This is a genomic window from Chryseobacterium cupriresistens (assembly GCF_046614675.1).
GTDB lineage: Bacteria > Bacteroidota > Bacteroidia > Flavobacteriales > Weeksellaceae > Chryseobacterium > Chryseobacterium cupriresistens.
The window spans coordinates 173790-197093 of record NZ_JBKKJT010000003.1; the positions used below are offsets into that span (position 1 = coordinate 173790).

General features: G+C 37.8%; 19 protein-coding genes. 14 read left to right on the top strand and 5 right to left on the bottom strand.

The genetic code is table 11. The features are described from left to right. Nucleotides 1–103: 103 nt before the first annotated feature. Nucleotides 104–757 carry a CoA transferase subunit B gene (locus tag ACLI50_RS09700; RefSeq protein WP_002980639.1) on the top strand — a complete coding sequence of 218 codons (654 nt, stop codon included), beginning with the start codon at nucleotides 104–106 and terminating at the stop codon, nucleotides 755–757. A 591-nt stretch (nucleotides 758–1348) separates the two neighbouring features. Here ACLI50_RS09700 and ACLI50_RS09705 read toward each other — a convergent pair. After that, the gene (locus ACLI50_RS09705; protein ID WP_411413648.1) at nucleotides 1349–2158 is read right to left on the bottom strand and encodes a DUF4197 domain-containing protein; all 810 of its coding nucleotides are present in this window, start codon (nucleotides 2156–2158) and stop codon (nucleotides 1349–1351) included. A 227-nt stretch (nucleotides 2159–2385) separates the two neighbouring features. On the opposite strand from ACLI50_RS09705, the gene ACLI50_RS09710 reads away from it, so the two are divergent. From ACLI50_RS09710 to ACLI50_RS09735, 6 genes are all read left to right on the top strand, one after another. Then, entirely contained in the window at nucleotides 2386–4650 is a 2265-nt protein-coding gene (locus ACLI50_RS09710) for a glycoside hydrolase family 20 protein (RefSeq protein ID WP_411413649.1), read from the top strand. Between the two features lie 9 nt (nucleotides 4651–4659). After that, nucleotides 4660–5301, top strand: coding sequence for a Crp/Fnr family transcriptional regulator (locus ACLI50_RS09715; protein WP_110009478.1), 642 nt, complete (start codon nucleotides 4660–4662; stop codon nucleotides 5299–5301). A gap of 254 nt (nucleotides 5302–5555) precedes the next feature. Beyond that, complete coding sequence (locus ACLI50_RS09720; protein WP_202838492.1) at nucleotides 5556–6350, top strand: sulfite exporter TauE/SafE family protein; 795 nt, start codon at nucleotides 5556–5558, stop codon at nucleotides 6348–6350. A gap of 91 nt (nucleotides 6351–6441) precedes the next feature. Further along, nucleotides 6442–7857, top strand: a complete 1416-nt coding sequence (locus tag ACLI50_RS09725) for an MBL fold metallo-hydrolase (protein ID WP_202838491.1) — start codon at nucleotides 6442–6444, stop codon at nucleotides 7855–7857. 5 nt (nucleotides 7858–7862) lie between these two features. Continuing rightward, nucleotides 7863–8426, top strand: a complete 564-nt coding sequence (locus ACLI50_RS09730; RefSeq protein ID WP_343640344.1) for a YeeE/YedE family protein — start codon at nucleotides 7863–7865, stop codon at nucleotides 8424–8426. Nucleotides 8427–8453: 27 nt separating this feature from the next. After that, a complete protein-coding gene (locus tag ACLI50_RS09735) occupies nucleotides 8454–8942 on the top strand; it encodes a DUF6691 family protein (RefSeq protein ID WP_411413650.1) in 489 nt (162 codons plus the stop codon). 60 nt (nucleotides 8943–9002) lie between these two features. Here ACLI50_RS09735 and ACLI50_RS09740 read toward each other — a convergent pair whose 3' ends face one another. From ACLI50_RS09740 to ACLI50_RS09755, 4 genes are all read right to left on the bottom strand, one after another. Further along, a complete protein-coding gene (locus tag ACLI50_RS09740) occupies nucleotides 9003–10382 on the bottom strand; it encodes a TolC family protein (protein ID WP_411413651.1) in 1380 nt (459 codons plus the stop codon). Between the two features lie 22 nt (nucleotides 10383–10404). Beyond that, entirely contained in the window at nucleotides 10405–11562 is a 1158-nt protein-coding gene (locus tag ACLI50_RS09745) for an HlyD family secretion protein (RefSeq protein ID WP_202838487.1), read from the bottom strand. A gap of 5 nt (nucleotides 11563–11567) precedes the next feature. After that, nucleotides 11568–11933: a DUF3302 domain-containing protein gene (locus ACLI50_RS09750; protein WP_343640336.1), complete on the bottom strand. Its 366-nt coding sequence runs from the start codon at nucleotides 11931–11933 to the stop codon at nucleotides 11568–11570. 226 nt (nucleotides 11934–12159) lie between these two features. Beyond that, complete coding sequence (locus ACLI50_RS09755; RefSeq protein WP_411413652.1) at nucleotides 12160–12738, bottom strand: Crp/Fnr family transcriptional regulator; 579 nt, start codon at nucleotides 12736–12738, stop codon at nucleotides 12160–12162. Between the two features lie 148 nt (nucleotides 12739–12886). On the opposite strand from ACLI50_RS09755, the gene ACLI50_RS09760 reads away from it, so the two are divergent. The 7 genes from ACLI50_RS09760 (at nucleotide 12887) to dacB (ending at nucleotide 23297) form a co-directional block, all read left to right on the top strand. Further along, nucleotides 12887–13882, top strand: coding sequence for an isoaspartyl peptidase/L-asparaginase family protein (locus ACLI50_RS09760; protein WP_110009470.1), 996 nt, complete (start codon nucleotides 12887–12889; stop codon nucleotides 13880–13882). 83 nt (nucleotides 13883–13965) lie between these two features. Then, on the top strand, nucleotides 13966–14526 hold the full coding sequence (locus ACLI50_RS09765) for a hypothetical protein (protein ID WP_343640330.1): 561 nt from the start codon (nucleotides 13966–13968) through the stop codon (nucleotides 14524–14526). Between the two features lie 14 nt (nucleotides 14527–14540). Continuing rightward, nucleotides 14541–15203 carry a copper homeostasis protein CutC gene (locus tag ACLI50_RS09770; protein WP_110009468.1) on the top strand — a complete coding sequence of 221 codons (663 nt, stop codon included), beginning with the start codon at nucleotides 14541–14543 and terminating at the stop codon, nucleotides 15201–15203. 118 nt (nucleotides 15204–15321) lie between these two features. After that, nucleotides 15322–17790 (top strand): beta-mannosidase, encoded by a 2469-nt coding sequence (locus ACLI50_RS09775; protein ID WP_411413653.1) that lies wholly within the window; start codon nucleotides 15322–15324, stop codon nucleotides 17788–17790. 234 nt (nucleotides 17791–18024) lie between these two features. Beyond that, nucleotides 18025–18933: an AEC family transporter gene (locus tag ACLI50_RS09780; RefSeq protein WP_062671019.1), complete on the top strand. Its 909-nt coding sequence runs from the start codon at nucleotides 18025–18027 to the stop codon at nucleotides 18931–18933. 285 nt (nucleotides 18934–19218) lie between these two features. Beyond that, nucleotides 19219–21666 carry a replication restart helicase PriA gene (gene priA, locus ACLI50_RS09785; protein WP_411413654.1) on the top strand — a complete coding sequence of 816 codons (2448 nt, stop codon included), beginning with the start codon at nucleotides 19219–19221 and terminating at the stop codon, nucleotides 21664–21666. Nucleotides 21667–21827: 161 nt separating this feature from the next. Next, nucleotides 21828–23297: a D-alanyl-D-alanine carboxypeptidase/D-alanyl-D-alanine endopeptidase gene (gene dacB, locus ACLI50_RS09790; protein ID WP_411413655.1), complete on the top strand. Its 1470-nt coding sequence runs from the start codon at nucleotides 21828–21830 to the stop codon at nucleotides 23295–23297. Nucleotides 23298–23304 lie beyond the last annotated feature (7 nt).

Genomic DNA, 23304 nt, shown 5'->3' on the forward strand with positions numbered 1-23304 from the left:
AAAATTACAGATATTATTTTAACTAACAGTGTTAATTGTTGAATACAACAAAGCTCTTTTGTATTCAAGTGAAAATAATTAAATTGCAGTCTAAGTTTTTATTATGCTTACAAAAGAACAAATTGCCAAAAGAATTTCAAAAGAACTGAAAGATCGTTATTATGTAAACCTGGGAATTGGAATTCCTACTTTGGTTGCCAACTATGTTCCGGAAGGTATTTCCGTAGAATTCCAGAGTGAAAACGGAGTATTGGGTATGGGGCCTTTTCCTTTCGAAGGAGAAGAAGATGCTGATATCATCAATGCCGGAAAACAGACTATTACTATTCTGGAAGGAGGTTCATTTTTTGATTCAGCCTTCAGTTTCGGGATGATTCGTGGTCAGAAAGTAGACCTTACCATTCTTGGAGCAATGGAAGTTTCGGAAAACGGAGATATTGCCAACTGGAAAATTCCCGGAAAAATGGTGAAAGGAATGGGGGGTGCCATGGATCTTGTTGCTTCTGCTGAAAATATTATCGTAGCCATGATGCACGTAAACAAGGCAGGAGAAAGCAAAATCCTAAAAAAATGTACACTACCTCTAACAGGGGTAAACTGTGTGAAAAAAGTAGTTACTGAGTTAGCCGTTCTGGATGTAACTCCGGCAGGATTCAAGCTGGTAGAAAGAGCACCAGGCGTTTCAGTAGAAGATATTATTAAAGCAACAGAAGCAGATCTTATCATCGAAGGGGAAATTCCTGAAATGCAGTTCTAATTCTGAATAACAATATAAAGTTTCGGCCTCACAAAGTGAGGCCGAAACTTTTTAAAGACGACATCGGAACTCGCAGTGTCAAAAAAATAAGTCCTGTGAACGTTAAGAAAATTCTTTTGTCCGAAGCGCGAGGCAAAATCAGAACCGATAGAGAAATAATTATTTCGCGTAAGTTTAGAATTTTTAGAGAACAGGACTTATTTTTAGTGAAGAAATCCAGGTCTTGAATTTTTGTTTCTTTTGTTTTAAGACAAAAGAAAATAATACAATAAAAAACGGTCCTTTCTTCATTTAGACACAAACAAATAGTTCTATTTACTACTCTAAAACTGACATTGGAACTCGCAGCGTCAAAAAAATAAGTCCTGTGAACGTTAAGAAAATTCTCCTGTTCGAAGCGCGAGGCAAAATCAGAACCGATAAAGAAATAATGATTCGCGCAAGTTTAGAATTTTTAGAGAACAGGACTTATTTTTAGCGGAGAGGTCCAGGTCTTGAACTTTTGTTTCTTTTGTTTCAAGACAAAAGAAATTAAACATAAAAAAACTGCTTCATCATGAAACAGCTTTTGTATATTTAGTCTAATCTTATTTATTTCCCATCCTGCGCTCCAAAAACCTTCTGCAAAATACTTGTAGTTCTCATGGCAGGTGTATTTCTGATTCCGCTTTCCTTATCTGCTACCATTTTAAAAACTCCATTAATGGTTTCTGTAGTAACATATTCGTTAAGATCTGTAGTAACAGCCTGTCCGGTAAACGTATTGTATTTTGAAATCAGGTTTTTCCAAAGGGTGTCAGCACCTACTTTCCCTAAAGAAGCTTTTACTTTGGGTTGAAAGGCATTGAACAGCTGAGTCTGGGTTTTTCCCTGAAGATAACTTGTTGCGGCGTTATTACTCCCTAATAAAATGTTTTTGGCATCTGTAATCGTCATAGAAGTAATAGCATTTGTAAAAATAGGTGCAGCTTCTGTTACGGCATCTTCAGCAGCTCTGTTTAACAATTTTACGCCTTCGTCAGCAAGGCTTCCCATTCCGATGGAACGTAGTGTTGTATCAATTTTTCTTAATTTTTCAGGCATTAAAATCTTTACGGCTTCATTCTTGAAAAAACCATCCGTTACCGCTAGTTTTTTTACTCCATCCGTTACGCCCATACTTAAGGCCTCTTTTAATCCTGAAGAAATCTGACTTGAAGTAAGGTTTCCAATATTGGCAGATGAATTACCTGAAGTGGTAGTCGTCGTCTTAGTAGAAGTTACCGTACCATTATTTTTAACAGGAACATTAAGATCTACACCTGTTTTGTCTTTAACAGCAGATTTTATAATATCAAAAATTTGTGCCTGAGCTGATAAAGAAAATAATAAAGTGGCTGCCAGAAGAATATTTTTTTTCATCTTATTTTTTTACAAATTTAAACCTTTAATTTTTTTAAGTCGACTAAATTGATCAAAAAGTAAACCACAATATCCCATATTTAATAGAATAATATCTATATAGAATGATTGCAAACTGTAAATTATTCATTTTACAGGAGTCTGAAATTGGGTATTTAATTTGTTTTTAAAAAGGCTCAAAGAGTTTTGAAAAATAATTATCTTAGCTCAAACCTTAACCCCATCTCATGATACGGACTTTTCTATTACTCTTTGTATTGATTTCAAACATGATTTTTGCCCAAAATAAATTAAATCTAATCCCTTATCCTCAAAAAGTTCAACTTTTACAGGGTGAATTTGCAATACCAAAAGCTTTCGTATTAAGTGGTGATCTGCCAAAAGAGGAAACAGAATATTTCAAAAAGAGAATAGGTTCTCAGGTGGAATTTCAATATGCTAAGAAGGGTGGTGAGATTCATTTAACGAATTCTATAATTCCTCAGGCATCAGGAACAGATTCTGAACAGAAAAAAGAGTATTACTCCATAGAAATTTCTCCAAAACAGATACATATAAAGTCTTACACTAAACAAGGATACTTTCTGGCTCTTCAAACTTTGATCCAGCTTATTGAACAGTGTAAAGAAGGAAAGAATATTCCGGCTATGAAAATCGAAGACCAGCCGAAATTTGCATGGAGAGGAATGCACCTGGATGTCTGCCGCCACTTTTTCACAGTAGATGAAGTGAAGCAGTATATAGATTATCTGGCGATGTATAAACTGAACACTTTCCATTGGCATTTAACGGATGATCAGGGATGGAGGATTGAAATCAAAAAATATCCTAAACTTACTCAGATCGGTTCAAAACGTAAAGAATCCATGATTGGAGCCTATGTGGATAACACGTTTGATGGAAAACCTTACGGTCCTTATTTTTATACACAGGAACAAATAAAAGACGTGGTGAAATATGCTCAGGACAGACACATTACTGTGGTCCCTGAAATTGAAATGCCTGGGCATGCTTTGGCCGCACTGTCTGCATATCCTGAACTGGCATGTACCAAAGGTCCTTTTGAACCTGCTACAAAATGGGGCGTTTTTGATGATGTTTTCTGCCCGAAAGATGAAACTTTTACGTTTCTTGAAAATGTTCTTGATGAGGTAATCCAATTATTCCCTTCCCGATACATTCATATTGGAGGTGATGAGTGCCCGAAAACAAGATGGAAGGAATGTGCACACTGCCAGGAGCTGATTAAGAAAAATAATTTAAAAGATGAACACGGCTTACAGAGCTACTTTATTCATCGGATTGAAAAATATGTTAACAGTAAAGGGCGAAAAATCATAGGCTGGGACGAGATTTTAGAAGGCGGATTAGCTCCTAACGCTGCTGTGATGAGCTGGACAGGCGTGAATGGAGGTATTGAAGCTGCAAAATCAAAACACTTTGCCGTAATGACTCCTGGTGCCTACTGTTATTTTGACCATTATCAGGGAGATCCACAGTCTGAACCTAATGCTTTTGGAGGATTTACGCCCTTAGAAAAAGTATACGCTTACAATCCTGTTCCTTCCGAACTGAATGCAGAGCAGGCTAAGTACATCATGGGTGTTCAGGCGAATCTGTGGACAGAATATATTTTAGATTTTAAGCAGGTACAGTACATGATTTTCCCAAGATTAATGGCACTTTCTGAAGTGGGATGGGGAACCTCAGATCCTAAAAACTATAAAGAATTTGAAAACAGAGTGATTAACCAGTTTAAAGTTCTGGATGGTATGAAGGTCAACTATGCCAGAAGCATTTATAACATCACCGGAAAAGTAATTCCTTCCAATAAAGGAATTGCTTATGAACTGTCTACTTCGCAGAATTCAAACGGTATCCGATATACGCTGGATGGAACGAACCCTTCCATCAATTCTAAAACGTATCAGACGGCAGTTGAGATTCCTAATTCTTTAACCATTAAATCAGCTTATTTTGAAGAGGGGCAGTTGAAAAGTGCCGTGTCTACACAGCAATTTACCATTTCAAAGACTACCGGAAAAAAGATAACTTTAGAACAACAACCTAGCGAAAACTATTCTTTTGGAGGTGCTTTCACCTTAGTAGATGGTATTATCGGAAATGTAAAACAACTGGGTAAAACATGGCTGGGCTTTCAGGGAAAAGATGTAGTGGCAACAATAGATTTGGGGCAGAAAACAACTTTTTCAGAAGTGTATTTCAATACCCTTGAAAACAAAGGAAGCTGGATTCATCTGGCTAAATCTGCAAAGATTTTTGTTTCTGATGATAATAAGAACTTCAAACTGATTAAAGAGATCGGCACGCCTGAAATTCAGAAGGCCGGCGGAAAAATCAAAGTGAATGTAGGAACGCAGAACGCGAAATACCTGAAAGTAACTATTGAAAATGCAGGCATTATTCCAGCAGGAAATCCTGGTGCAGATTCCAAAGCATGGTTGTTTGTTGATGAAATTGGCGTAAATTAGAATAAAAAAATGCAGAACGACACGATACTTTCTTCAGAATTCTCATCATCACCAGAATTGGTAGAAAAGCTGTATCAATATGGTATAACGAAGAATTACCATCAAGGAGATATTATTCTAGATGAAAATGCTTCCATCCGTTCCATTCCTATTGTGATGAAAGGAATGCTGAAAGTGATCAGAACGGAAGAAGACGGGCGTGAAATTTTATTATACTACATCAAAGCCGGAGAAAGCTGTATCATGTCTTTTCTGGGCGGTATGCATAATGAAAAAAGCATTGTAAAAGCAGAGATAGAAGAGGATGCAGAAATACTTTTCTTACCCGTAGACAAAGTATCTTTATTCATCAAAGATCATCCGGAATGGCTGGATTATATCTTCAGACTGTATCATAAAAGATTTGAAGAGCTATTAGATATCATCAATGCCATCGCTTTCAAAAAAGTAGACGAAAGACTTCTCAACCTATTGCAGAAAAAATCTGAACTCACCGGCTCTGAAACGATTCATACCACTCATGAGCAGCTTGCCAATGAGCTGGGAACCGCAAGAGTAGTGGTGTCAAGACTTTTGAAGCAACTGGAAGAAGACGGAAAACTCATGTTAGGCAGAAATAAAATCACCCTCCTGAAAGCCCTGAACTCATAAATTCTCTCTCAATTTAATCAAAAATACTCATATTTCCCTCTCTTGGAAGGGTGGCAAAAGTTCAAAGAATTTTTGACGGGGTAGTTAAAGTCATTGCGAACCAAAGGTGAAGCAATCTCAAAGAAGCAGAATTACTCTAAATTCTTTGTGTCCTTTGTGAAATTATTCGTGTTTAAAAATCTCCTTATGTAACAAAAGTAGCTGTAGACTTTCATTCATATTCCCATTTTTGCATCAGAATTATTTGAATAGAAATGGAAATTATAGGATATACAGCGGCAGTTTTAATAGGTATTTCTCTGGGGTTAATCGGAGGAGGAGGAAGTATTCTCACGGTTCCTGTACTCGTTTATCTCTTTGGGATCGATGCTTTTCTGGCAACAGAATATTCCCTCTTTATAGTGGGGATGAGCAGTATTGCAGGTTCTGCATCGTATTTTAAAAAAGGACTGGTCAATTTTAAAATGGCGCTGGTGTTCGGAATACCTTCGGTAATCTCGATTTTTCTGACAAGACAATATATTCTTCCTCTGATTCCTGTAGAAATACTTCAAATACACAATTTTACCATTACCAGGAACATTTTTTTATTACTGGTTTTTGCCTGTTTGATGATTCTTGCTTCCTATAAAATGATTAAAAGCAATTCCTCAAAAGAAACTTTAGAAAACATTCAGGATGAAAATAATTTTTTTCTGGCAGCCGGACAGGGTTCAATAGTTGGTATTTTAACGGGACTGGTGGGAGCTGGAGGCGGTTTTATGATCATTCCGGCATTAGTGAATCTATTAAAAGTGCCCATGAAAACTGCAATAGGAACTTCCTTAGTGATTATTTCTTTCAATTCTTTAATCGGTTTCCTCTCTTCAGTAAACCAGGTGAAAATAGAATGGAAACTGCTGGTTTCTATTACGGTGATTGCTGTTGCAGGAATTATAATGGGCTCAAAACTATCAAAAAAGATAGACGGCAAAAAACTGAAACCTGCATTTGGGTGGTTTATCCTGATCATGGGTATTTATATCATTACGAAAGAAGTCTTTCTTTAATTTTCTTGTGTAACAAAAGTAGCTGTACAGGAAAAAGCAAAGCAGGAAATTTGTATCAGATAACAGAATAAAGAATAAAAAATAAAATACAATGAAAATAGAACAGATTTATACAGGATGTCTTGCTCAGGGTGCTTACTATATTACCTCAGCAGGAGAAGCTGCTATTATTGATCCTTTAAGAGAAACACAGCCTTATATCAACAGACTGAAAGAAGATGGAGTAAAATTGAAATACATCTTTGAAACCCATTTTCACGCAGATTTCGTAAGCGGACATCTGGATTTAAGCCATAAAACGGGAGCTCCGATTGTTTATGGTCCGACAGCCCATCCGGAGTTTGATGCCATCATTGTAGAGGATGAACAGATATTTGAAATCGGAGACATTAAAATTAAGGTTCTTCACACGCCGGGACACACTCTTGAAAGCACATGCTTTCTGTTGATTGACGAAAACGGTGTTGAAAAGGCCCTTTTTAGTGGTGATACCTTATTCCTCGGGGATGTGGGGCGTCCTGATCTCGCACAGAAAGGAGCCAATATGACGCAGGAAGAGCTGGCGGGACTCTTATATGATAGTCTATACAATAAGATTTTGCCTTTAGATAATGATATTACGGTGTATCCAGCTCATGGAGCCGGTTCAGCCTGCGGTAAAAATATGCAGAAAGAAACAGTAGATACTTTGGGGAATCAAAAAAGAACCAATTATGCCCTGAATCAAAAGGACAGACAGAGCTTTATAAAAGAAGTAACGGATGGTCTTTTACCTCCACCAGCTTATTTCGGAATGAATGTGATGATGAATAAAAAAGGGTACAGTAGTTTTGATGAAGTACTTTCAAAAGGGTTGCACGCTCTTTCTCCTGAACAGTTTGAGGAAATTGCTGAAGCCTCAGGTGCTTTGATTTTAGATGTAAGATCCAACCGTGAATTTGCCAAAGGTTTTATCCCACAGTCTATCAATATAGGATTGGATGGTGATTTTGCCCCGTGGGTAGGCGCTTTAATTGCTGATGTAAGCCAGCCTATTCTACTGGTTACTGAAAAAGGATATGAAGAAGAAGCGGTAACCCGTTTGAGCAGAGTAGGATTCGATCATATTTTAGGTTTTCTGGACGGAGGTTTTGAAAGCTGGAAAAAAAGCGGAAAGGAAACAGACCTTGTCAATCGCATCTCTGCAGAACAGTTTGAAAGTGAAATCAAAGGAAAAGAAGCGAAAATTATTGATATAAGAAAAGAAAGTGAATACAATGCAGAACATATTAATGAAGCTTACAGCAAACCTCTGGCCTATATCAATGATTGGATTCATAAGATAAAACCAACAGAACATTTCTACATGCATTGTGGTAGCGGTTACAGAAGTACAATGGCAGCGAGTATCCTTCAGGCAAGAGGCTACAGGAATTTTTCAGAAATTGAAGGAGGTTTTAAAGCCATTGCGTCTACAGATATTCCGAAAAGTGATTTTGTATGTCAGACTAAAATTTTAAATAAATAAAAAAGATGTTGGAGATTATAAAAGAACCCTGGCCATGGTATATTGCAGGTCCGTTGATCGGGCTTACCGTGCCAGCCTTATTGATTATGGGAAATAAATCCTTTGGAATCAGTTCCTCACTGAGGCATATCTGTGCCGCCTGTGTCCCTGCCAATGTGAATTTTTTCAGATACGACTGGAAAAAAGAAGCCTGGAATCTGTTTTTTGTCCTGGGAATTTTCTTCGGAGGACTGATTGCTGCCCATTTTTTGGTGAACCCTAATGAAATAACAGTGAATCCCAATCTGAAAGCTGAGCTGGCGGGCTACGGAATTACAGCTTACAACAATCTGGTCCCGTTACAACTGATGAATTTCGAAAGCCTGTTGACCCTTAGAGGATTTATCATGATGGTAGTGGGTGGGTTTTTGGTTGGTTTCGGAACAAGATATGCGGGCGGATGTACGAGCGGTCATGCAATCATGGGACTTTCCAACCTGCAGTGGCCGTCTTTGGTGGCAACAGTCTGTTTCATGATCGGTGGATTTTTAATGGCAAACTTTGTTCTGCCCATCATTCTTTCCCTATAAATATAATTTTAAAAAGAGAATTACATTATGATCAAAGAAAAAGAACAGGATATACGTCATCAGGATGCTGTTTGTGTGAACGAAAGTGTCCTTACTCACCAATGGTATCACAACCTGAAATACCTTGCTGCCGGAATTATTTTTGGAATTATTTTCGTGAAAGCAGAGGTGGTCAGCTGGTTCAGAATACAGGAAATGTTCCGCCTTCAATCTTTCCATATGTACGGAATTATTGGAAGTGCTGTATTGGTGGGAATGATTTCAGTGTGGCTGATTAAAAAATTTAAAATAAAAACAATGTATGGGGAACCTATTACTCTGGCACCTAAAAAGTTTAATAAAGGTCAGATTTACGGTGGATTGATTTTTGGTTTTGGCTGGGCCATTACCGGAGCCTGTCCAGGGCCTCTTTTTGCTCAGATCGGAACAGGTGCTTTAGCCGTATCTGTTACCTTACTGAGCGCTATTGCCGGAACATGGGTATATGGATATTTCAGAGACAAATTGCCTCATTGATGCCTTATAAATTATAAAAAAGACTGCAGAGTATTTCTGCAGTCTCTCCAAGTATAAAAATTATGAATAAATAAAGTTCTCCGCACCTAAAGCCATATAAAGATTAATACGCTCTATTCTGTACTGAAGTTCCAGATTGATGAGGTTCATTTCATTTTTCAAAAGATCCCTTTGTTTACGGATCAGTACAAAACTGTTGCTGGTACCGACCTTTATTTGTTTCTCAGTTAGAGAAATATTGTTTTTCACTTCATTGACAGCGTTGGTTGTATAAGCCATCTGTCTTTCAATAGAACGGAGATTAGCTAAAGATGATTCCACTTCGTTCAGTGCATTCAGAACAGCTTTTGAATATTCTTCAACAACCTGTTTTTGCTGGGAATTTTTTACTTCCACATTCTTTTTAAGCTTTCCACCGTTGAACAGGGGAGAAACTAATCCTCCTCCCACTTTTATTAATGGATTGGAAAATAAAGAATTAATGGATTCCACATTACTTCCGGCACTACCAAGTGAAGAACTGATACTTAATGAAGGAAGTCTTGCCGCTTTAGCTTCCTGTACTTCATAAAAAGCCTTTTCGATCTGGAAATGACTTGCCTGTATGTCTGATCGGTTTTCAAGAAGTTCCAGAGGAAAAGATTCAGGAATACTGCTTTTTACAGAATTAAAGAAATTCTGGGTTGCCAGTTTTCCCTCCGGATACTTTCCGGTAAGAAGCTCCAGAGACCTTCTCGACTGCATATTGGCATTTTTAATCTTTTCAAGATAACCCTGCAGGGAAATAATTTCAGCAGAAATATTGGACACATCAATAGCATTTGCCGTTCCAACTTTCTTTTGAATGATGTAGAGCTTTTCCAGGTCTTTGGTCTTCTGAATATAGCTTTCAATCTTATTTTCCTGAATGTTTCCTGCAATATTCAGAAAATAAGCTTTGGCAATCATTCCTGCAATAGACTGATGCAGCAGTGTATTCTGATGTTTTGCAGAAAAATAGCTGCTGGTGCTGGCCATCTGTGAAGATTTATTTTTACCCCAAAGGTCAATTTCCCAATTGGCTTTTAACGCAAGGCGCTGAACCTGGCTGCCACTAACCAGATTATTCGAAGTGTTGGCTACAGCACTTACGCTTGGATAAAGGTCGCTTCCGGCAATTTCCATTGCCAGCTCAATCTGGTTAAGCTTCTCTCTGGCAATAATAAGATCTGCATTGTATAACATTCCTTCTTTAACCAGGGCTTCCAGCTGTGAGGTTTTAAGATCATTGATCCAGTCGTAGGAAATTGATTTTGATCCAGCCTTTCTGTCAAAAATCCAGTCATCAGGAATTTGTATATGAGAAGCAATTTCACTCTTTTCTTTAAGCTGATCTATATTTTCCTTCGTAGCTTCTTTATAACCGATGCAGGAGCTTAAAGATCCAGCAAGTATGCTCACTAAAATTAACTTTTTATACATGTTAATGAAGTTTAGGAATCAGGAAGTTGATTTTGCTGTTGATACGCACCATTACTTTTCTGATAAGATGAAGAGGTTTAATATGATCAGAATAAATAACCGCAGTTCCTCTTGCTCCCACTGTAAGCTGTTTCTGATTATCTTCCAGTACAAATTTGGCAATAAGCTTTCCATCGGTTTCCGGCAATTGTCTTGCCGTATCAGGAAGTCCGGCTGTAGAACCATTTCCGCCCAGCATTCCTCCTGCATTATTCATGATCCCCTGGCTGGTAGCATCGATGACGTATTCAAGTTTGGCCTTTACCACTTTTCCCGGCTCGGTTTTAAGTGCAAGTTCCACTTCATCTCCTTTTTTTACGGTTTCAAGCTCATTCTGAGCAAAAAATCCAATGACTGACTGCTGTTTCTGAATCAGAACAAATGCAGATTTGAAGGGTGCCATAATTGCTCCCTCATTCAGCTGAACATTCGGAATCACACCATCCGTAGGTGCCAGAACAACGGTTTGGGAGAGATTCCATTTAGCCTGTTCCAGCTTAGCCTGGATCTCAGACACTGATGAATTTTCTCCACCATAAGAAGCATTGGATTTTGTTTCCAAAGACTGCTGTTGTGACTGTGCAGCACTGATTCGGGATTGCAGATCACGTACATTGGTTATCGCCTGTTCAAGATCAAATTTGTTGGCAGCTCCAGCCTGTACAAGCTCCTGATATTGAGATACTCTTTTGTTGGCAAGATCAAGCTGTGACTGTAATGCCGTAATATTTTTTCTGGAGGCCGAAATGTCTGCATCATAAGAATGTACCGTGGCTTTCATACTGCTCAGTTTAGCTTCCAGTGATTTAATTTCCTGTAAATAGGGCTCCCTGTCAAGCATAAATAAAGTATCTCCCTTTTTTACTTCCTGGTTGGTACTTACATATACTTTTTTTACCTTTCCCAAAACCTGTGTGGTGATATCCACACTTCTGTTTCCTACCTTTACGTCAGAGGTAATGGGACAGTAATAATTTAAACTCAATATCAAGGCGATAGATCCGAAAATAGGCAGTGAATACACTATTACCTGTGTGGTAAATGTCCACGGGATCAATTTTAATTTTTTAATGAGAAGCCAGCAAATCCCGGCATATATTGCGACTAGTAATTCCAGCATGTCTTTTAATTTTCGATGGGTTTAAATTCTTCTTCAGGTAAATTTGTGTTGTCTGTTTCCTTTTCAGGAGTCGTTTGATTTCCATAATCATAGTTGGCCCAGATTAAGGCAACCGGCCATAAAAGGCCGCCAAAGACTAGAGAAAGAAGGCACATGCTTTTGATAGCGTTCAGTTGAGGATGATTTTTCTTTTCTGCTACCTTTTCCGGATAAATATGAACCTTCCAGAAGAGATAAATTCCGGCAACTGGCAATACAACTAGTATTAGCCAGGAAGCTCCATCGGCTATTTTGTCTTCAAGATTGCCTGTAGATGCCTGAGCAAAATTGCATGCCAGTAACAGGCAGAGAATGGTGGTTATTCTTTGCATAAATATATATGGTAATAAAATTTTGACTTAAGAAAATACAGATTCAGATCCCGATGAATATCCGGGCAATCACATATTAATCCTGTTAAGATGTAAAGACTATTCTATAAGGTGGAATGCTTTGAAGATGATTATATTTTTTTTCATTTGTTTTTTTTAGTGGTGAAGAACAAGTTTTTGACCGGACAAAATTATACTGAATGCAACAATTAAAAATATTCTTAAGTTATTTTTTTCCTTGATTCTTTTTTTTATTGCCGCGGGCAGTAATACGGGAAAGGGAATTGGGAGTGATGCCCAGAAAATTAGCAATGTATTTTCGGTTGGCATTTTGACAGACAAACGGATGGCTGTTCAGAAAATCTTCATAACGGGAAAGCGGCGAGCTCCTGCAGAACTGCTCTGTACGTGCTGATAAAATGCTGATAATCTGTTTCAACGATTTCAAATACAAATTGTAAATTCCTTTATGCTGAAAGGCAGTCTGCTCAAATTCACCTTTGTTAAAAAGAATAATCTGAGAATCAATCACGGCTTGTATGGTATACTTTTTAGTACCTTCAGCAGAATAAGATTCCGGACTCTCCAGAAAGGCAACCTCTTTTTCTGAGGGCAGGAAAGTATTAATTTCAACTCCATTTTCATCATCAAAGAAAAATCTCAAAAGACCATTGGTCAATATAAATAAATGGTTAAACGGCTGACCTGGCTCTAACAGTTTTTCTTTTTTCCGAAGAAGCTTAGGAGTACTGATGCTTGCAAGGACCTGGATTTCTTCATCCGATAATTCCTTAAAGCAATCCATTTTTCTAAAGGTTTTAAACATATATATTAATTAAAATAACCATTATAAAAATAATAAAAAATGGTAAAGAAAAATAGTGGGAAAACCATAAGATTTTCAACGGATTTTTTTAAGATATTTGCTTTGTATTAAATAATTCTTACATCCAATGAACAATAACCGAAGAAGTTTTATCAAAAAACTGGGAATTGCAACCGCAGCACTTACCATTAATCCTCTAGAACTAATGGCCGCAGAACGACCTGAAAGTAAAAAAATCATCAATAAACCTATCGTTCTTTCCACCTGGAATTTCGGATTAAAAGCCAACGAAGAAGCCTGGACCATCCTTGGAAAAGGAGGAAGAGCTTTGGATGCTGTAGAAAAAGGAGTCCGTCTTGTAGAATTAGATCCAAAAGAAAGAAGTGTAGGATATGGAGGACGTCCGGACAGAGACGGAAGGGTAACGCTGGATGCTTGTATCATGGATGAGAATTATAATATCGGTTCCGTAGCATGTCTGGAATATGTTAAAAATCCTATTTCTGTAGCCAGAGCTGTCATGGAAAAGACACCACACGTTATGCTGGTTGGGGACGGTGCATTGCAGTTTGCCCTTTCACAAGGTTTTAAAAAAGAGAATCTTCTTACTCCCGAATCGGAAAAAGAATGGAAAGAATGGTTAAAGACCAGCCAATACAAGCCCATTGCCAATATTGAAAACCATGATACCATAGGAATGATCGCTTTAGATGCACAGGGAAACCTTTCCGGAGCCTGTACCACCAGTGGAATGGCTTTCAAAATGCACGGCAGAGTAGGAGATTCGCCAATCATCGGAGCAGGTTTATTTGTAGACAATGAAGTAGGTGCTGCTACAGCAACAGGTCATGGTGAAGAAGTGATAAGAACCGTGGGAACCCATCTTGTGGTTGAGTTGATGAGACAGGGCAGAAATCCTCAGGAAGCCTGTAAAGAAGCTGTAGAGAGAATTGTAAAAATCAATCAGCGAAGAAATAAAAATCTGAAAGATATCCAGGTAGGTTTTATTGCCATCAATAAACAGGGGGAATATGGTTCTTACTGTATTCAGGACGGATTCAATTTTGCGGTGTACGATCAGAAAGGAAACCGCCTTGAAAAGCCTGAATTTGCTTTGAAATAATTAAAAATTCAATAGAAATGGGCTTCAGCCCATTTAAACAAATAAAAGATACCCATTGGCTTTAACCAAAACATAAAACAAATATGAAAAGAACGATTATCGCTTCCTTGTTTATGATTATTGCTTGCAAGGAAGAAAAGAAGGAGATAAAAAAAGATGGTGAAATCCAGCCAATAAAAGAAAAAGTAGTTTTGCATAATGAGTCCAATGAGGCAGAAGATGCTAAGAAATGGCTGGAAAAGAGTATTGTAGATTACTTTAAAGCCGATATCGGAAGTGAAGAAAAGAATATGCGGAAAATCACAACCAAAGACTACTTCGATTATAAAATGGATGCAATGAATGTTGACCTGGATGTAAGCGGAGGCCTTACTGAAAAAGAATTTCAGGATAAATGGAAAACCAGATTTGATGTAAGTAAAGCAGGTGTTGGAGCGGGCTTCCTGATTGCAGCACAGGATTGGGATAAAATTGAAGTTGGAAGCTGTGATTTAGAACTCTCCTCAACAGATGAATATCTCTTCAAGGTAGTGCTGACAGACAAAAATTTTAAAGCAGAATATCCGTCAGTAATAAAAGTAGTAAAAGAAAACGGTTCTTTTTTGATTGCAGATGTACTGCAGGACGAACCAAAATCAAATTAAATAGATACAATACAATGTCAAAAATAGAAATAGCTTGTTTTAATCCTGAATCAGCGATTATCGCTTTTGAAAACGGGGCAGACAGAATAGAATTATGTGATGGACTCAGTGAAGGCGGAACTACTCCGGATTTCGAAACGATGAAGAAGCTTCGTGAAAAAATTACAATCCCGATTTTTGTGATGATCCGTCCGAGAGGTGGAGATTTTACCTATTCTGATTCGGAATTTGAGCAGATGAAAAATGATTTGGTTCATTTAAAATCTTTACATGCAGATGGTTTTGTATTCGGTATCCTGGATGAAAATGATGAGATTAATATAGAGCAGAATAAAGTTTTAGTCGAATTGGCAAAACCGCTTCCATGTACTTTTCACCGTGCTTTTGATCGTGCTGCAAGTCTGGAAGAATCTCTGGAAAAAGTAATCGAATGTGGTTTTACAACCATTCTTACCTCCGGTCAGAAACCCAATGTATCTGAAGGAAAAGAGAATCTGAAAAAGCTTGTTGAATTATCCAACGGAAGAATAGAAATCCTTGTCGGAGGAGGTCTGCGTTCATCTAATATTGAAGAGATTAGAGCATTTACCCATGCGGGTTACTTCCATTCTTCAGCCATTACGGATGGTGGGGCTTTTGCCAATGCGGATGAAGTGGTTGCATTGAAGAATAAATAATATGCACTCTGGTTGTCATTCCAAGCGTAGCGGGAATCTAGACTGATAAAATAGAGATTCCTTCGTTCCTCGGAATGACAAAATCACTGGTATGGTAACAATACAAACAAATTTATTGATGAATAGAACGACCCTTTTTGCTTTCCTTTTTATGCAGAATATCCTTTCTGCACAGTTTTCAGAAAGAAGCTTGTCTTCGGAGAACTGGCAGTTTAAAAATTCAAAAGACTCAAACTGGTTTCCTGCGAAAGTTCCGGGAACCGTTCATTTGGATTTAATGGATAATAAGATCATTTCTGATCCTTTTAAGGATGAAAATGAAAAGAAAGTACAATGGGTTGAAAATGAGGACTGGGATTATCAGACCTCATTTACTATTTCACCTCATGAACTAAAGAACGAAAACATTGATCTGGTTTTTAATGGATTGGATACATTTTCTGAAATTTATCTTAACGGTCAGCTGCTGAAGAAAACAGATAATATGTTCCGTAAATGGAATATTCCTGCAAAACAATATTTAAAACCGGGTCATAATACATTGCAGATTAAGTTTACATCCGCTGTGAATACCGGAAAGGAATTAGCGAAAAAAATTCCGTTCACTATGCCGGAATCACCAAGAAGTTTTGTGAGAAAAGCACAATACCAGTTTGGATGGGATTGGGGACCAAGGCTGGTTACTGCAGGAATATGGAAAGATGTTCAGCTGGAATTCTGGAATAATGCTAAAATTATTACGGTTAAGGATATTCAGAAAAGAGTTTCCGGCACTTCTGATAATTTGCGCTTTGAAGTTGAAATTTATGCTCAAAATGCCGGAGATTATACCTTGGATCTTAATAAAATTCACCAAAAAATATCTTTAAAAAAAGGGATTAATAAGATATCGGTTCCTTATGAAACAAAAGGGATGAAGCTCTGGCAGCCTAACGGGCGTGGTGAAGCTCATCTTTATGATTTTGAAGTGAAGCTTTCCAAAGATCAGAGAAATATTGATGCTAAAAATATCAGGATAGGCTTAAGGACCGTTGAATTGATTCAGGAAAAAGATGAAAAGGGAAAATCATTCTATTTTAAAGTGAATGGGCAACCACTGTATATCAAAGGAACCAACTGGATTCCGGGAGATAGTTTTTCGCCGAGAATGACCAAAGAAAAATACCAGAAACTGATCAGGGATACCAAAGACGCCCATATGAATATGATCCGTATCTGGGGCGGAGGTATTTATGAAGATGATGAATTCTACAAAGCTTGTGATGAAAACGGGATACTAGTGTGGCAGGATTTTATGTTTGCGGGAAGCTTTTATCCGGCAGATGAAGCATTTTTAAACAATGTAAAAGAAGAAGTAAAAGACCAGGTCAACAGACTTCAGAATCATCCGTCCATTGCTTTGTGGTGCGGGAATAATGAAATTGATGAAGCGATTGTCAACTGGGGCTATCAGAAACAGTTTAAATATTCAAAAAATGACTCTCTTCAGGTTTGGAAAGATTATAAGAAGCTGTTTCATGAGGTAATTCCTAATGCATTGGCAGAAAATCTGAAATCGGATAAAAATATATATTGGCCAAGTTCTCCCTCCATTGGTTGGGGACATAAAGAAAGTCTTACCGAAGGAGATTCTCATTACTGGGGCGTTTGGTGGGGTGAGCAGCCTTTTGAAATTTACAACGAAAAAGTAGGGCGTTTCATGTCTGAATATGGCTTTCAGGGTACACCTAGCCTTGAAACTACAAAATCAATGTTCTCCGGAACTCTGGATTTAAGCCTTCAGAATCCAACCATTAAAGCTCACGAAAAACATGCCCGCGGCTGGGATATTATTAATGAATATCTGAAGCGTGATTATAAAATTCCAACAGATTTTACACAATACAATTACGTTTCACAACTGTTACAGGCAAGAGGAATGCAGATTGCTATTGAAGCTCACCGCCGTGCAAAGCCTTACAATATGGGAACTTTGTATTGGCAGCTGAATGATTGCTGGCCGGTAGTTTCCTGGTCTTCCATTGATTATCTTGGAAACTGGAAAGCCTTCCACTATCAGGCGAAAAGAAGCTTTGAACCTGTTTTGGTATCAATAGCGGAAACCGAAAAAAGCTATGATGTCTATCTGATAAGCGATCTCCTGAAAGAACTGAAAGCAGAGACAAAATTTGAATTGATTGATTTTAAAGGAAAAATACTTTGGAAAAGCAATCAGTCTGATAATGTAAAAGCTAATGTAAGTAAGAAAATACGAAGTATTATTAAATCAGAACTGGGTCAGTTTGATTTGTTCGCAACTGTTTTAAAGATCAGTTCCGAAAAAGATACAAAATTCGAAAAGCTGTTCTTCTTTAGTAAACCAAAAGATCTGAAACTCTTACAACCTGATATTAAAATCAGAAAAATATCACCCACTGAAATTGAAATCTCAACAGATACGCTGGCTAAGGACATTTATTTAATCGGTGATACTCATTTCAGCGATAATTTCTTTGATCTTTTGCCAGGAACTTCAAAAAGAATTACCCTTTCAAAGCCTTTGGAAAAGGTAGAACTAATGAGCCTTTGGGATGCGATGAAGGAGTAAAATCTATTTTTGAAAAAACTCTTAAGAAGTCAGAAGTCAACCCTTGTCAAGGTTTTAAACCTTGACAAGGGTTATAAATTTCCGGAAGGTAGATCTCCAAACCTTATAGGTTTTCAAAACCTATAAGGTTTAATACTGAAAAGTTTCATTAGAAATTCTCCCGAAAAAAATATAAATTTTACCCCCTCCAACTCAAAAATCAGCCGTAAATTTGCCTCATATTTTATTACAGTTATGGTAAATTTTGTTCTGATTGCAGTGTGTATCATTGCAGGAATGATATTCAAAGCAACAAAATCTATCCACCCCGATGCTCACAAAGGCATCAATACCTGGATTCTTTATCTTGCTCTTCCGGCAGTTTCGTTTAAATATCTGCCCAAAGTAAAATGGACAACAGAAATGCTGTTCCCGATTGCAGCCACATTTTTAATTTCGGTGTTCTGTTTCTTTTTTATGATGTTTTACAGTAAAAGCAGGGGATATTCAAGGCGGTCCAGAAGTACATTAGAATTGGCAAGCGGATATAGTAATACTTCGTTCATCGGATTTCCATTAATCAGTGCCTTTTATGGCGAAGGGCTTTTGAGTATCGCCATTATCTGCGACCAGACGATGTTCTTTGCGCTTTCCACCCTCGGAATTATTGCTGCAGTAAAAGGGGGAAGTAAATCAGGAAAGGTGAGCGCGGCATTTATTTTAAAGAGATTAATAACATTTCCACCTTTAATTGGCTGTATATCTGCTTTGGTTTTGTCTCAGTTTATTGATTTTACTGTTGCGGAACCGTTTTTTGACAAGCTGGCAGCCACGGTAAGTCCCTTAGCTCTGTTTTCAGTCGGGTTACAGCTGAAATTCAATGGATGGAAAAAACTGATTCCTCAGATGTCGATGTCTATGCTTTATAAATTGATTCTGGCACCCGCAATTGTTCTGGGAATGGCTCTGTTATTCGGAATAAAAGGAGATGTGGCTAAAATTACAGTATTTGAAGCAGCGATGCCAACATTGGTTACTTCAAGTATTATTGCAGAACAGTTCAGGCTGAACTCAAAACTGACCAACCTGATCATTGGAGTCAGTATCATTGTAGGATTTATTACGTCTGCATTTTGGTATCAGATTACGGAACTTCTTTTTTAGTTTTTCATGAATCCTTTCTTCGATCCTTTCTGAATTTGTGGTTGTTCTTTTATCCACACGCTTTGTCATTCCGCAGGAATCCAGCCTGTCATATCATTTTTTTTGATCAATGTAATTCTAGACATTAAAAAATATCTGAATGGGTTAGATTCCTACGGAATGGAAATAAGGAGAAAGTAAAGAATAGAATGCAGTTTAAGGTTCTTGGTTAAAGATTACTAAAGAATCTCCACAAAGTTGCAGTTCTCTCAGGAAAATTCTAATTTTACACTTTAAATATTTCCCTTGCAATACGCTCAAATTGTTTTACCCCTCAACCTGAAAGGATCTTTCACTTATAAAGTTCCTCAGGAAATGATGTCTGAAATCCAACCAGGAATGCGTGTTCTGGTACCATTTGGTGGAAAAAAGATCTATACGGGAATCGTGTTTGAGCTTCATGATAATGCACCGGAAAACTTTGTAGCCAAGGAAGTCATCAGCATGCTGGATGATCAACCGATTCTTCCTCATGAACAGATTGATTTCTGGAACTGGCTTTCGGAATACTATTTGTGCAGCCTCGGAGAAATTTACAGGTTTTCGTTTCCTTCTTCTTTAAAACTGGAAAGTGAAACCTATTTAAAACTAAAACCAGGAGCCATTATAGATTTTGAAAATCTGGATGTTAACGAAATGTATCTGATTCAGGCACTGGAAGTACGGCAGTTGATTAATCTTACAGATATTGAAGCTTTTATTCCTAAAAAAGATATCATCAGAACCATCAATTCTCTGATTGATCTTCAGTACATTGAAATTGATGAGAAAATTGCTGAAAAGTATAAAGCCAGAGAAGTTGCTTATGTGAGAATTAATGATGAGGTTCTGGCCAATCAAAATCTTACGGATATTCTTTTAAAACTGAACAGAGCGCAGAAACAGAAAGATCTTTTCCTTCTTATATTGGAAAAACAGACGGAACATCCTGACGTTCCTATTAAAAAATCTGAACTGTTTGAAGACGGTTATTTCGGAAGTTCCCACTTCAAACCTTTGGCAGACAAAGGCCTTGTGGAGGAATACTTTATGCAGAAAGACAGGATTGAAAGCTATGATGGAGAAATCGAGGAACTTGAAGAGCTTTCCGAACAGCAGAAAACAGCAAAAGCTGAAATTGATGACGCTTTTGAAGAAGGGAAGAATGTCCTGCTTCATGGCGTTACTTCATCAGGGAAAACCCATATCTATTTAGAGAAAATTGATGAATGCGTCCGTGACGGAAAGAATGTTCTGTTTTTGCTTCCGGAAATTTCGCTTACCAAACAGATTACCCAGAGATTAGAGAAGAAGTATGGAAGACAGCTCGGTTTTTATCACCAGAAACTGACTGATTTTGAAAGAGTGGAAGTATGGAGAAGAATTAAGCAGAACGACATCCGTATTCTGATCGGAACCCGTAATGCTTTGTTTTTACCTCACCAGAATCTGGGGCTTATTGTCGTTGATGAAGAACATGATTCTGCGTACAGACCAAGGGAAGTTTCCCCTTATTTTAATGCTAAAGACGCTTCTCTGGTTTTAGGCAGGCTGTATAAGGCAGGAGTGATTCTGGGATCAGCTACCCCTTCTGTTGAAAGCTACTACAGTGCCCGGAAAGATAAAATGAAATATGTTTTCCTTAATGAAAGATTTGGGAATGTCAATCTGCCGGAATATGAACTGATCAATTTCAAGGAAGCTCAGGAATCTAAAAAGGTTTCAGGGAACTTTTCTCTGAAGCTTATCGAAGAGATTAAGAAAACGGTGGATGAAAAGAATCAGGCAATCGTTTTACACAATCGTCGTGGCTATTCCAATGTCATAGAATGTGAAAGCTGTGGCTATGTGAACTACTGCTCTAATTGTGATGTGGTCATGACGTATCACAAAGCGGCAAATGAAATGAAATGCCACTATTGCGGGCAAAGAGCTTCAAAACCGAAAACCTGCCCGAAATGTAATTCTGAAAAGCTGAACGAAAGAGGAGTAGGTGTAGAACAGATTCATGAAGAGGTTACCAAATTGTTTCCGGAAAATGAAGTAGACAGGATGGATGTAGACTCCATGCGCAAAAAATTCGCCTACGAAAAATTGTACGAAAAGATTGAAGACGGAGAAACAGATATTATTGTAGGAACCCAAATGATTTCCAAGGGACTGGATTTTGATCATATTGAACTCGTTACCATCCCAAAAGCAGATTCCTTATTATATGTACAGGATTTCAGAGCAGAAGAAAGAGCGTATCAACTGATCACACAGGTTTCAGGAAGGGCTGGCAGGGTTTCCGGAAAAGGAAGGATCCTTATTCAGACCTTTAATCCTGATCATTCTGTATTTCAGCTCATCAAGATGAATAATCCTGCCAAGATCTATAAATATATCCTTACAGAACGTCAGAAATTTCATTATCCACCTTTCACCAAGCTCATTATGATTGAGTTGAAACACAGAAGAGAGGATAAAGCCGACCGGGCATCACAGTTTCTGGGCTCTATCCTCAGAAAATATCTTCCTGAAGAATGTGTTTTAGGTGCGGAAAGAGCACCGATTGCAAAACTAAATAACTTCTATCAGTTCCAGATTATGCTGAAGCTTCCCCGTGGGAAAAATTATGAAAAATTCAAAAAAATGGTTTTGATAAGTTTGAAAGAATTTGATGAAATCACTGCGTATCAAAGCATTAAAAAAGATGTTTTTGTTGATTTTTAACAATTTTTAACAAACTTTACACTCTTTTATAACGGGGCGGTGGTTCGTTATATAACAATAATTTCTACTTTTGGACGTTGATTAAGTGTTTGGCTCTTTTACTGAATGATTTAACCTTTCATTTTTTATAGAGTCAAAACTACAGAACAAAAAGAAGATAGATGGTAAATTTCAGAAAATATATTTCAAGTGCGGCGGTGTTGGCTTCTGGTCTTTTCCTGGCTCAATCTACCGTTTCTACCGTTCTTTATTCCCAGAATTATGACAATCAGAAAAGCAGTTTAAACCTGCCTTCACCCGTTAGTACGATAGTGGAGAAAACTGTTTTGTCAGCAAAAGAACTGGTGGACATTAATGTAAACACAATGATGGCGGATCCTGTGCTGAAAAATGCAACCTGGGGATTCGTAGTGTATGACCCGAAAACGAAGAAGGTTATCTCTTCGTACAACGAAAATACTCCTTTAGTACCTGCTTCTACGACCAAATTGCTGACAACGGAAACGGCTTTAAATATGCTGGGTGAAAACTACCGTTGGATGACTCAGCTGGAGTACTCAGGAACTATAGATGAAAACGGAGTGTTGAATGGAAATCTTTATGTAATAGGAAGCGGAGACCCTTCTTTGGGAACAAACAAAGCAGGTGCAGCATCTTATAGAGATATTATTTCAGATTTCGTAGGCGGTGTTTCAAGAGAGGGAATCAAAAAGGTAAATGGTGATATTATCATTCAGACAGCGCTTTTCAAAGGCAATATTTCAGTGCTTCCGGAAAATGTTGTATGGTTGGAAAACAATAACTATTATTTACCGGCAGGAAGTACCCGCGATATCAACCCGGCCAACGAAAAACTGATCGTTAAAAAAGGTGGTTTCTCTACAGAAAAGAAATTCTTCTACGTTTCTCCTTACAATCATCAGATGGTATATGCTGATAAATACGAAGGAAACGGAGTTTTAACAACCAAACTTCCTGATGCACCGGCTTATCTTGCCAACTCTTTCAGAACAACACTGGTGAAAAGCGGAATTCCTGTTACCGGAAAAGTAACTCCGAAAATGACAGATGCAGCCCCTGAAAACAGAAAAATGCTTTCAGCGTATAAATCACCTACTTTAAGTGATATTATTTATTATACCAACCAGCATAGTGATAACTCACTGGCAGAAGCTTTGCTGAGAACCGTAGGATATCAGAAAATGGGTGATCAGACTTCAGAATCCGGAAGAATCGTGGTGACTAATCACCTGAAAGAGGCAGGTTTTGATATGGTTGGACTTAATTACATCGATGGAAGCGGATTGTCAAGAAGTAATAACGTAACCCCGATTTCCCAGGTGAAGTTTCTTACTTCTCTGATGGATCAGAAATACTACAGATCTTATCTGACTTCTTTGCCTATCGGAGGACAATCCGGAACATTGAAAAGAATGTTCAATGCAGGAGGGAACGGACAGGTTTTTGCGAAAACAGGAACTTTGAATAAAGTAAAAACATTAGCCGGTTATCTGAAAACCAATTCAGGAAAAACGTTGGTTTTTTCTTTAATGGTGAATAATTATTCCGGATCAGTAGATATGGTGAAGAAAAGAATGGAAAAAATTCTTGAACCCGCATTAGATCTTTAAATTTTTT

Coding starts and splice junctions, on each gene's coding strand:
- ACLI50_RS09700 (WP_002980639.1), top strand. CDS start 104: ATGCTTACAAAAGAACAAATTGCCAAAAGAATTTCAAAAGAACTGAAA.
- ACLI50_RS09705 (WP_411413648.1), bottom strand. CDS start 2,158: ATGAAAAAAAATATTCTTCTGGCAGCCACTTTATTATTTTCTTTATCA.
- ACLI50_RS09710 (WP_411413649.1), top strand. CDS start 2,386: ATGATACGGACTTTTCTATTACTCTTTGTATTGATTTCAAACATGATT.
- ACLI50_RS09715 (WP_110009478.1), top strand. CDS start 4,660: ATGCAGAACGACACGATACTTTCTTCAGAATTCTCATCATCACCAGAA.
- ACLI50_RS09720 (WP_202838492.1), top strand. CDS start 5,556: ATGGAAATTATAGGATATACAGCGGCAGTTTTAATAGGTATTTCTCTG.
- ACLI50_RS09725 (WP_202838491.1), top strand. CDS start 6,442: ATGAAAATAGAACAGATTTATACAGGATGTCTTGCTCAGGGTGCTTAC.
- ACLI50_RS09730 (WP_343640344.1), top strand. CDS start 7,863: ATGTTGGAGATTATAAAAGAACCCTGGCCATGGTATATTGCAGGTCCG.
- ACLI50_RS09735 (WP_411413650.1), top strand. CDS start 8,454: ATGATCAAAGAAAAAGAACAGGATATACGTCATCAGGATGCTGTTTGT.
- ACLI50_RS09745 (WP_202838487.1), bottom strand. CDS start 11,562: ATGCTGGAATTACTAGTCGCAATATATGCCGGGATTTGCTGGCTTCTC.
- ACLI50_RS09750 (WP_343640336.1), bottom strand. CDS start 11,933: ATGCAAAGAATAACCACCATTCTCTGCCTGTTACTGGCATGCAATTTT.
- ACLI50_RS09755 (WP_411413652.1), bottom strand. CDS start 12,738: ATGGATTGCTTTAAGGAATTATCGGATGAAGAAATCCAGGTCCTTGCA.
- ACLI50_RS09760 (WP_110009470.1), top strand. CDS start 12,887: ATGAACAATAACCGAAGAAGTTTTATCAAAAAACTGGGAATTGCAACC.
- ACLI50_RS09765 (WP_343640330.1), top strand. CDS start 13,966: ATGAAAAGAACGATTATCGCTTCCTTGTTTATGATTATTGCTTGCAAG.
- ACLI50_RS09770 (WP_110009468.1), top strand. CDS start 14,541: ATGTCAAAAATAGAAATAGCTTGTTTTAATCCTGAATCAGCGATTATC.
- ACLI50_RS09775 (WP_411413653.1), top strand. CDS start 15,322: ATGAATAGAACGACCCTTTTTGCTTTCCTTTTTATGCAGAATATCCTT.
- ACLI50_RS09780 (WP_062671019.1), top strand. CDS start 18,025: ATGGTAAATTTTGTTCTGATTGCAGTGTGTATCATTGCAGGAATGATA.
- dacB (WP_411413655.1), top strand. CDS start 21,828: ATGGTAAATTTCAGAAAATATATTTCAAGTGCGGCGGTGTTGGCTTCT.